Source organism: Gammaproteobacteria bacterium, assembly GCA_013003425.1.
Taxonomy (GTDB): domain Bacteria; phylum Pseudomonadota; class Gammaproteobacteria; order Steroidobacterales; family JABDKV01; genus JABDJB01.
Genome location: JABDJB010000039.1, coordinates 18,133 through 27,640, shown reverse-complemented (window position 1 = coordinate 27,640; position 9,508 = coordinate 18,133). Strand labels below are relative to the sequence as shown.

Sequence of the window (9,508 nt, the reverse complement as noted above, 5' to 3'; positions counted from 1 at the left end):
TCCTCAAGGACAATGGCTTTTTCGCCATGATTATTCCGAAACGCTATGGCGGCCTGGAGTTTTCCGCGCTGGCGCATTCGGAAGTTCTGGCAAAAATCGCCAGCCGCAGCGCGACTGCTGCATCCATTGTCGCCGTACCAAACTCGCTTGGACCGGCCGAACTGTTACTGCATTACGGCACCGAAGAGCAGAAAGACTACTACCTGCCGCGCCTGGCACGCGGTGAAGAAATACCCTGCTTTGGCCTGACCAGCCCACGCGCCGGTTCCGATGCCACGTCCCTCACCGACTCGGGTGTCGTAGAGCGCGGCACGTTCAATGGCGAGGAAGTCCTTGGCATCCGTCTCAACTGGAAGAAGCGTTACATCACGCTGGCACCTGTGGCCACCGTGCTCGGGCTGGCTTTCAAGATGAGCGACCCTGACAACCTGCTGGGTGATGACGAACGCGAAGATTACGGCATCACCTGCGCCCTGATACCGACGCACCTGCCCGGTGTCACCACGGGCCGGCGTCACTTCCCGCTGAACCTGCCGTTCCAGAACGGCCCGACCGAAGGCGAAAATGTATTTGTTCCGATTGACTACATTATTGGCGGGCCAAAGATGGCGGGCGAAGGCTGGCGCATGCTGGTCGAATCGCTCACCGTTGGTCGCTGCATTTCACTGCCATCCAACACCAGCGGTGGCGCCCGCGCCGGCCTGGCCGCAACCGGCGCCTATGCCCGCATACGCCAGCAGTTCAACATGCCGATCGGTCGTTTTGACGGTATCCAGAAAGTTCTTGCGCGTATCGCCGGCCGCACTTATATAACCGAGGCCGGCCGCGTAATGACTGCCGGCGCCGTCGACCAGGGCGTGGCACCGGGTGTGCCATCGGCCATCCTCAAGTACCACGCCACTGAACTGGCACGCCAGACCAGCATTGATGTCATGGATATCCATGGCGGCAAGGCCATCTGTCTCGGACCGAAAAACTATGCCGGCCGCGGCTACCAGAGCTCACCGATCGCCATCACGGTCGAAGGCGCAAACATTCTTACCCGCAACATGATCATTTACGGCCAGGGCGCGATACGTTGCCATCCGTATGTGCTGAAAGAAATGCAGGCAGCGGCTGACCCGAACCGCGAGCGCGGCCTCGAGCAGTTTGACGACCTGTTGTTCCGCCACATCGGCCATGCGCTTTCCAACGCGGCTGGCTCACTGGTCATGGGGCTGTCACTGTCCCGCATGACCAGCGTCCCGGTCGACGGACCAACCCGGATCTTCTACCAGCACATCAACCGGTTCAGCGCCAACTTTGCGCTGCTGTCCGATGCTGCGATGCTCACGCTGGGCGGGGCGCTGAAGCGCAAGGAAATGCTTTCCGCGCGCCTCGGTGACGTGCTGAGCTACATGTATCTTGCCTCTGCCGTGCTCAAGCGATTCGAGGACCAGGGGCGACCTGCCGGCGACCTGCCGGTGGTCCAGTGGGCCTGCCGCCACCTGCTTTACCAGGCGCAGGAGCAGATGCATGGCGTGTTGCGTAACCTGCCCAATCGCTGGGTAGCCAATGCGCTGCGGCTGGTAGTGTTCCCGCTTGGACGCCGTTACAGCGCGCCGTCTGACCGGCTGGAATGCCGTGTTGCCGAGTTGTTCATCCGGCCCAGCCGAACCCGGGAACGACTGATCGGCAACACTTTCCTGTCGCATCCTGAGAGCAACCCGCTGGCACAGCTGGAAGAGGCGATGGTCAGGACCATCGAACTCGAGCCGGTGGAAAAACGCCTGCGTCGTGCCATCAAGGATGGCGTTGTTGAGGAAAGCACATTCGGCCAACAAATCGAAGATGCCGTTGCCGCCGAGGTGATTACCCGCGCGGAGGCAGACAAGCTGATAGCGCTGGACAAGATCGTCATGGAGATCGTAGCGGTCGACGACTTTGACTCCACCGAACTTGGCACCAAGGCAAAACCGCTGCACCGGGCCAAACCGCACATCAAGGTGGCACCGCCACCTGGAAGTGACGAAGATCTGCCGCCGGCGACCGGCACCGACACCGGAACAGCGGGCTGATCCAGGCCGCGTTTTTGCAACAGGAAGGGGGCTGCGGCCCCCTTCGTTTTATATGCCTGCGTGACGCGCCGTCATTTCCAGCGTAAGCAGTCGGCCAAACGGCTTGTCCAGCGGACGCTCGCCAGCCAGGTAGGGCGCTGTAAAGGCAGCCAGAGCGGCGGCATCGTAGAGCTTTAACGTGCGCCAGTCCGCAACCTGGCTGAACCCGGCCAGCCCGGCACAGCTTTCTGCGGGCTGACTCTGTGGTGACTGCGGCATGTCGTGTGCGCCCCCGGACAACCTGCGCCCGGCCTTGCCGAAATTCTTTCTGGTGGCGGCCAGCAACGATGGCCAGAACAGGTGTGCCGTCTGCAGCCGCAGCGGCAGCGCCGGTCCACCCGCATCTATCCGCATCCTCGCCAGCGCCGGGCTGAGATACTCGTTGAGCCGGCGTGACATGCGGTTACGCAACCGTTCTTTTGGCACCGTTGCAAACGCAATCTCCATCGGCCTGCGAAACATGAACGGCGAAACCGTCGGCCAGATCTGTCCTGTTGCCGATGCAATGCGTCCCTGCCAACGCTGCATCCTCAGCGTCAGGTAGACATTATCAAGCTGCATCGTGTTGGGTCTGTCCTGCAGGTCGCGATTTTCCTGCCGGATCGTCTCGATTAGTGCGGCCTTAATATTCTCACGATTATCTGTGCCAGGCAGGGCGGCATACCAGTCATGCACCAGGAACCGCCGGTCAACTATTTTCGCGATATTGAGCGGTTGCCGCGCGCCAACCCGTGGCCACAACAACTCCCACCAGTACCCCTTGCAAAACTCACCACCGGAGCCGTTGATGCTGAAATCGAATTTGCCGCACAGCTGCTCGTGAAATTGCAGCGTGCGCGCGTACTCGATGACATCCTGGCCGCCGTCGCTGAGCAACAGGGATCTCTGCAGCACATCTGCGCCGGTCCTGATTGCAGGCGGCAGATGGTGATGAGTAATGCCGTGGGTGGCGGCGATTTCACGCGCGATTACAACGTCTGCATTCTGTGTCGAGCCCGTTGTAAACACATCAAACGACACGCCAGCTTCCAGTGCAGCTGCAAAAATGATTCTCGAGTCGAGGCCGCCGGTCAGGCTGATTACCGGATGCCCGAGGGTATCGGTCGCAGTAACAATCGTGTCCTTAATCGCCGAGGCCATCTGCTCAACGGCAGGTGCGTCGCTACCCTCGTCGCACTCGGCAATCGACCAGTATTTGTCCTGTCTTTGTATTCCGGTCGGCCCGATGCTCACGACACTGGCGGCAGGCAGCTTGTCGATCCCGCAAAAAAGCGTGCGGGTGCCATAGTTGCTGCCGGTAGCGAGGAACTCACCAACGGCAGTCTCGTTCCAGCCAGGCTGCGACACCTGCGCCAGCGCCAGTGAGCTGGTAGCCAGCACGCTGCACTGGCCAATTGCGCCGGCAAAAACGTGCTGTGTACCAATGCGGTCTGTGACAACGCGGTAATGCCCGGTCTGCACTGCGCCCGCAGCAATACAAAACGCTGCGTCCAGCTGATCGATCACAGGATGATCCTGCGGACGCTGTGCCCGGCAGAGGTCGGCAAGAGCTCCGCCCGACAAATCGGCGCAGTGCTGCTTACTGAGCAAAGCACCAACTCCGACCAGCCAGCTGCCTGAGCTGTCATCGACGCACACCACAGGCATCAACTCTTTACGGGATCCTGCGACGAGCAGGGTCAGGGAATGGTCACCTTCTCCGAGCCGGTGTGTTTCCGTCACCGGATTGCCGTATGTACCGGCCAGGTAGTTCGCGAGCCGCCCGACCGCGTCCGCCACGTCGTCGGCCTGCCCGGAGACTACGAAAAAGTGACGCATCGGTTGCTTCCGTTTTGTTGTTGGCCGCAGAATAGCAGCGTCCCGGCTACATGAATAGGCACGCGTTACGATCAGCGGCTTGTGGTGAATGACGAATCCGGCAACCTGATTTACGAAGTAACACTAAGCGTCGATATAGATATTATCGAGGCTTACGATGCCTGGCTCGCCGACCATATCGATGAGATGCTGGCATACCCCGGCTTTATTTCAGCCGAAGTGCTGCAGCCACAGGCGGGGCAGCATGATCCCGACTCACCACCGGTGCGAGCGACCCGGGTTGTTCAATACCGGGTCGCCAGCCGGGCCGATCTCGACCGCTATTTCGAACAGCATGCGACCGAAATGCGCGAAAAAGGCATCAAGCGCTTTGGCACGGCTTTTACTGCCACACGGGAAATTCACGCTACCTTGCCCGGGGGTCGCCGCGGAAAGTCGCTGTCGCTACAAACATGCACTAACTGCGCGACGCCTTTGACCGGCCAGTACTGCGCCAACTGCGGCCAGCGTGACAAGGGCCGGGTCATTTCACTGTGGCAACTGTTGCGCGACCTGGTCGGCGACCTGTTCGAAGTTGACTCGCGGGTGTGGCGAACGCTTTGGCCGCTTGTGTTTAATCCCGGCCGGCTTACCACCGAATACCTGCGCGGACGCCGGGTACATTACACGCCGCCGCTGCGGCTGTACCTGGTAACCAGCCTGCTGTTCTTTCTTGTCGTGTTTTTTGGCGCGCGTTTCGACTCTGATGAAATCCTGATTACAAACAGCGAGACAGCGCTGCAGGAAACCAGTGAGGCCGAAACCGCGCCAGCTGCAGATGACGGCCAGGCAGTTGTTGACGAAACCGACGACGAGAACGATGACAATGGCGGCGAAAAGAAAGACCAATGCCTGCAAATTGAAGTAGGCGAAGGACAGGTCAGCGCCTATCTGGAGAAGCGTGCGCAGCGCGCCTGCCAGCGGATTTCTGCGGAAGGCGGTGGCCGTCAGTTTGTGCGCGACCTGGTGGATAACGTTCCCGGCATGATGTTTTTCTTTCTGCCGGCGATTGCTCTGCTAATGATGCTGCTGTACCCCTTATCCCGCCGGTACTACGTCGAGCATTTGCTGTTTTTTGTTCACTATCACTCGTTTTTCTACGTCATACTCACTGCTGCTGTGCTGTTATCGAGATTGCCGGAACAGTTGCCCGGACAGGGTCTCATTGCCGGCCTGTTCATCGCCGCGACGACCGTATATGTTCCGGTATACCTGTTCGTGGCCATGCGCCGGGTCTACCGCCAGTCGCGTCTGGTAACCGGGCTAAAATACATAGCACTGGGAATCTCCTATTTAATCGGCCTCGCAGTAACTTTCGCCATTGTCGCGGCTTTTACTGCGCTGTCTGTCTGATGAGGGCGTCGTCATGAAACTCGCTATTTCGCTTTTGCTGTTGCTGCCGTTGGCCATCGCCGTGGCGCAACTGCCGCGCACACCTTCCACTGAAGGCGCGGCTGTTTACATTGTTTCTCCCGCCGATGGCGCCTCCGTTTCCAGCCCGGTCACCGTAGTGTTCGGCTTGCGTGGCATGGGAGTCGCACCAGCCGGTGTGGAACGTCCCGGCACCGGGCATCATCACCTGCTGATCGACACACCAGCACCGGCGCTGGATCGACCCATACCGGCAGATGAACATCACCGCCATTTCGGCGGTGGTCAGACCGAAACAACATTGAAGCTTGAGCCAGGCCGGCACACGCTGCAGCTGATCCTTGCAGACTACCTGCACATTCCTCACGATCCAGCCGTCTGCTCCGAGCGTATTACCATCACGGTCGAATGAAGTGACAGCACCGCGTCTAATCGCGCATGTGGACATGGACGCTTTTTTTGCGTCGGTGGAGCAGCGCGACAACCCGGAGTTGCGTAACAAGCCGATTATCGTTGGCGGCACAAGCAACCGTGGCGTGGTAGCCGCTGCAAGTTATGAGATCCGCGAATTTGGCGTGCGGTCGGCCATGCCGGTACGGGATGCCTTGCGCCGCTGCCCGAAGGCAATTTGCGTGCGCCCGCGTATGGATGTTTACCGTGCGGCTTCGCGGCAGATTTTCGACGTATTTCGTGAATTCAGCCCGCTGGTCGAGGGTCTGTCGCTCGACGAGGCATTCATCGATCTGACCCGCCTGGGTGAGTCGCGCACAGCCAGCGAACTGGGCATGAACATCAAGCGACGGATTCGGGCCGAAACCGGGCTTGCTGCATCAGTCGGTATCGGCCCGAACAAGCTTGTTGCAAAAATTGCCTCCGACCTGGAGAAGCCTGACGGGCTTTGCATCGTTTCGCACCGGCATGTCAATGAGATACTCGATCCTCTCCCGGTGCGGACTATCAGCGGCATCGGACCGCAGACAACAAAACGGCTGGCAAAGCTGGGGATCCATACAATACGTGAGCTGCGCCTGGCGCTACCCGACCAGCTGCAACCCATCTTTGGCCGCAGCGCAGTGCGTATACAGCAGCGGGCAAATGGTGTTGACGACCGCGAAGTGGAAGCGCACAGCGAACGCAAATCGATCTCCAGTGAAGAGACATTTGATTGGGACATTGGCGATCGCACCGAGCTGACTGCACAGCTTGCGCAGCTTGCCGAGAGCGTTGCCGGTTCATTGCGCCGCAAGGAACTGGTAGCCGGTGTAGTCAGCGTGAAGATCCGGACGGGCGAGTTCGTTACCCGTACCCGTCAGCAGGCGCTGGCACCGCCTGGGAACGACAGCGGGGTGATTACCCGGCTTTCACGTGACCTGCTCGACAGGTGGCTGACAGAGAACCCTGGGCAGAAGCTTCGCCTGCTCGGTGTCGGTGTTGCGGCGCTGCAGCCGGCGCGCCAGCTTGGCCTGTTCCAGAAGGCGCCGGAATCCAGCGAGCTCGATCAGGCCCTCGACCACATACGTGACAGGTTTGGCCAGGCAAGTATCCGCCGCGGCGGTTCGCGTGATCAGAGCTGATACTGCGGCACGCTACCGCTGTCGACAGCCCTGAACCGGCGTAGCTGAAGCCCCCGCCACAGAGCCGACGGCCGGTTCCGCCCGGGTTACCTGGCCCCTGCGTGCCGACCACAGGGCCGCAAACGCTGGAAATACAGCCTGCAGGCGCGACGGCCGCGATTTCGCGTAGAATATCCGGTCCGAGCCGCAGAGCATTCCGGCCTATGTATACGCAGTATTTCGGGCTGCGGGAAAAACCGTTCGCCATCACGCCGGACCCGCAGTACCTGTATTTGAGCAATCGCCACGGCGAGGCCCTGGCACACCTGCTTTATGGCGTCACTGAAAGTGGCGGGTTTATCCAGCTGACCGGCGAGGTCGGGACTGGCAAGACCCTGCTGACCCGCAGCCTGCTGGAGCGGCTGCCAGACGCCGTCGATCTGGCGGTAGTGCTAAACCCGCGACTGTCAGCTATCGAATTCCTTGAAACGATTTTTGATGAGCTGCACCTCGACAAACCGGCGGATGCAAGTATCAAGGCACTGGTCGACAGCCTCAACAAGCACCTGCTCGACGCACACGCGGCCGGACGCCACACGGTACTGCTGGTCGACGAGGCGCAAAACCTCGATGCCGATGTGCTCGAGCAACTGCGTCTGCTGACCAATCTCGAAACCAGTAAACAAAAGCTGCTGCAGATCATCCTGGTCGGGCAACCTGAACTGCGCCAGACGCTGGCGCGAAATGACCTGCGGCAACTGGCGCAGCGGATCACCGGACGCTATCACCTCACCAACCTGACGGCGCCGGAAACCCGCGCGTATGTGCAGCACAGGCTGGATGTAGCCGGAGCCCGGCGACCGATTTTCAGCCGGTTGGCGCTGGCAGAGGTTCATCGTGCATCCGGCGGTGTACCAAGGCTGATCAATGTCATTTGTGACCGCGCCCTGCTCGGTGCCTACACGAGTGAAAAACCCCTGGTATCACGACAGATCGTGCGTGCGGCTGCCGCCGAAGTCAGCGGCCAGGCTGTGCCGTCACGTGTTGCCGCCTGGCTGCCGGAGATTGGCCTGGCCGCGGCCGGCCTTGCAGCAGCCATCCTGCTGTTCGCATGGCTTTTGCCGGGGCGGCCAAATCTCCCGGATCTGCGCGTGCAGCCCGGTGCCGCCACTGGTCTTACCGCGCTGACCGGCACGTTGTCGTTAAATGACGACAGCGAGCCACTGCGTGGCCTGCGGCTGAGCCGACAACTGGACGCATCACCAATAAGCGTTGCCAATGCCGCGCCATTGCCGAATCCGGCTGGCTGGAAACTGACTGACCTGCTGCAATCCTCCGTGAGCCTTACCGGCACCGATGCCGCCATGCGTTCACTGTTGCGGTTGTGGCAAGTAAACCTTGACGGCCGTCAGGGTCCACCCTGCGAACAAATCCGTGCACGTAACCTGCGCTGTGAATTCCAGGTAGGCTCGTGGCCATTGTTGCAACAACTGGATCGTCCGGCAGTGCTTTCGCTGGTGGTGCCCGGTGGCAACACCCACCAGGTAGTGCTGGCGGGAATCAACGGTGACGATGTGCAGCTGATGCTCGGCAGCAAGTCCTACACGGTCGCCGCAAACCAGGTGCGTGAATTGTGGTTTGGCGAATACCTGCTGGTGTGGCGCCCCAATCCGGTTGCCGACAGCCTGATGGTGCCCGGCATCAGCAGCGAAGGTGTGGGCTGGTTGCGTCGGCAGCTGGAACAGCTGCAGGGTGGTCCGGTAATAGCATCGAGTTTTTATGACGAAAGCCTTGCGCAGCGGGTGCGACGCTTCCAGCGCTCGCGCAGCCTCGCACCCGACGGCATGGCCGGCGTGCACACGCTGATCGCCCTGAACAATGCGATTGGCAGTAATGAACCGCGACTGCAGGAGCGTCGCTGATGTCTTTCATACTCGATGCCCTGCGTCGCGCAGAGACCCAGCGTGGGTACCAGCCGCCGCAGCCCGCCACAGAAGCAACGCTCGATGGCATTGCCGCCCCGGTTGTCGCGCGGCCATCGGCCCGCACAATTGCCGGCGCCCTTATCAGCGTAGCTTTGCTGGCTGCAGTGCTGCTTTACCTGATGCAGGCGGAGGATGCGCCTTCGTCGCAACTGCAGCCGGTTGCATCGGCCTCACTGCCAACGACACCGCTACAGGGTGTCGGCGCAGACACACCGCTGGCTGAGGTTGCCGCAACGCCGCGCAGGGTCCTGCGGCCGCTGCGTTCCGAGGCAGGCGCCGCGCCGCCGGCTGCTACAGCCGCGCCACGCAACACTCCCGGATCCGTTGTTGTCGCACAGCAACCGCTGCAGTCTGCCAGACCCGGCGACGCTCCGGTCCGCACTCTGACCAACATCACCGAACCCGCCGCTGAGCAGCTGCCGGGCTACAAGGAACTGGTCCTTAGCGGTCGCGCCCGGCTGCCGGACTTTCACCTCGACATTCATGTCTACGCCGCCGATCGCAGCAGCCGTTTTGTGTTTGTGAATAACCGCAAGTACAAGGAAGGCGACAGCCTTGACGAGGGTGGAACCGTCGAGCGTATAACTGCCGCCGGCGTCGTGCTGAATCACCGCGGTTATCGTTTCGAGTTGCTGCCGGACTGATC

The 9,508-nt window shown here is 60.7% G+C and carries 7 protein-coding genes; 6 read left to right on the top strand and 1 reads right to left on the bottom strand.

All coding sequences use genetic code 11. The features are described 5' to 3' along the window. Positions 1 to 2,057 (top strand): acyl-CoA dehydrogenase (locus HKN06_06045; protein NNF60875.1); only part of this gene is annotated, 2,057 nt, incomplete at its 5' end. A gap of 48 nt (positions 2,058 to 2,105) precedes the next feature. On the opposite strand, the gene HKN06_06040 is transcribed toward HKN06_06045, so the two are convergent. After that, the gene (locus tag HKN06_06040; protein NNF60874.1) at positions 2,106 to 3,914 is read right to left on the bottom strand and encodes a hypothetical protein; all 1,809 of its coding nucleotides are present in this window, start codon (positions 3,912 to 3,914) and stop codon (positions 2,106 to 2,108) included. Between the two features lie 84 nt (positions 3,915 to 3,998). Here HKN06_06040 and HKN06_06035 point away from each other — a divergent pair, with 84 nt between their 5' ends. The 5 genes from HKN06_06035 (at position 3,999) to HKN06_06015 (ending at position 9,506) form a co-directional block, all read left to right on the top strand. Then, positions 3,999 to 5,306 carry a DUF4286 family protein gene (locus tag HKN06_06035; protein NNF60873.1) on the top strand — a complete coding sequence of 436 codons (1,308 nt, stop codon included), beginning with the start codon at positions 3,999 to 4,001 and terminating at the stop codon, positions 5,304 to 5,306. Positions 5,307 to 5,319: 13 nt separating this feature from the next. Beyond that, a complete protein-coding gene (locus tag HKN06_06030) occupies positions 5,320 to 5,736 on the top strand; it encodes a DUF4399 domain-containing protein (GenBank protein ID NNF60872.1) in 417 nt (138 codons plus the stop codon). 34 nt (positions 5,737 to 5,770) lie between these two features. Continuing rightward, a complete protein-coding gene (dinB, locus tag HKN06_06025; GenBank protein ID NNF60871.1) occupies positions 5,771 to 6,898 on the top strand; it encodes a DNA polymerase IV in 1,128 nt (375 codons plus the stop codon). A gap of 203 nt (positions 6,899 to 7,101) precedes the next feature. Continuing rightward, positions 7,102 to 8,799 (top strand): AAA family ATPase, encoded by a 1,698-nt coding sequence (locus tag HKN06_06020; GenBank protein NNF60870.1) that lies wholly within the window; start codon positions 7,102 to 7,104, stop codon positions 8,797 to 8,799. Beyond that, positions 8,799 to 9,506 carry a general secretion pathway protein GspB gene (locus HKN06_06015; protein ID NNF60869.1) on the top strand — a complete coding sequence of 236 codons (708 nt, stop codon included), beginning with the start codon at positions 8,799 to 8,801 and terminating at the stop codon, positions 9,504 to 9,506. Before HKN06_06020 ends, HKN06_06015 begins: the two co-directional genes overlap by 1 nt. The last annotated feature ends 2 nt before the right edge of the window (positions 9,507 to 9,508 follow it).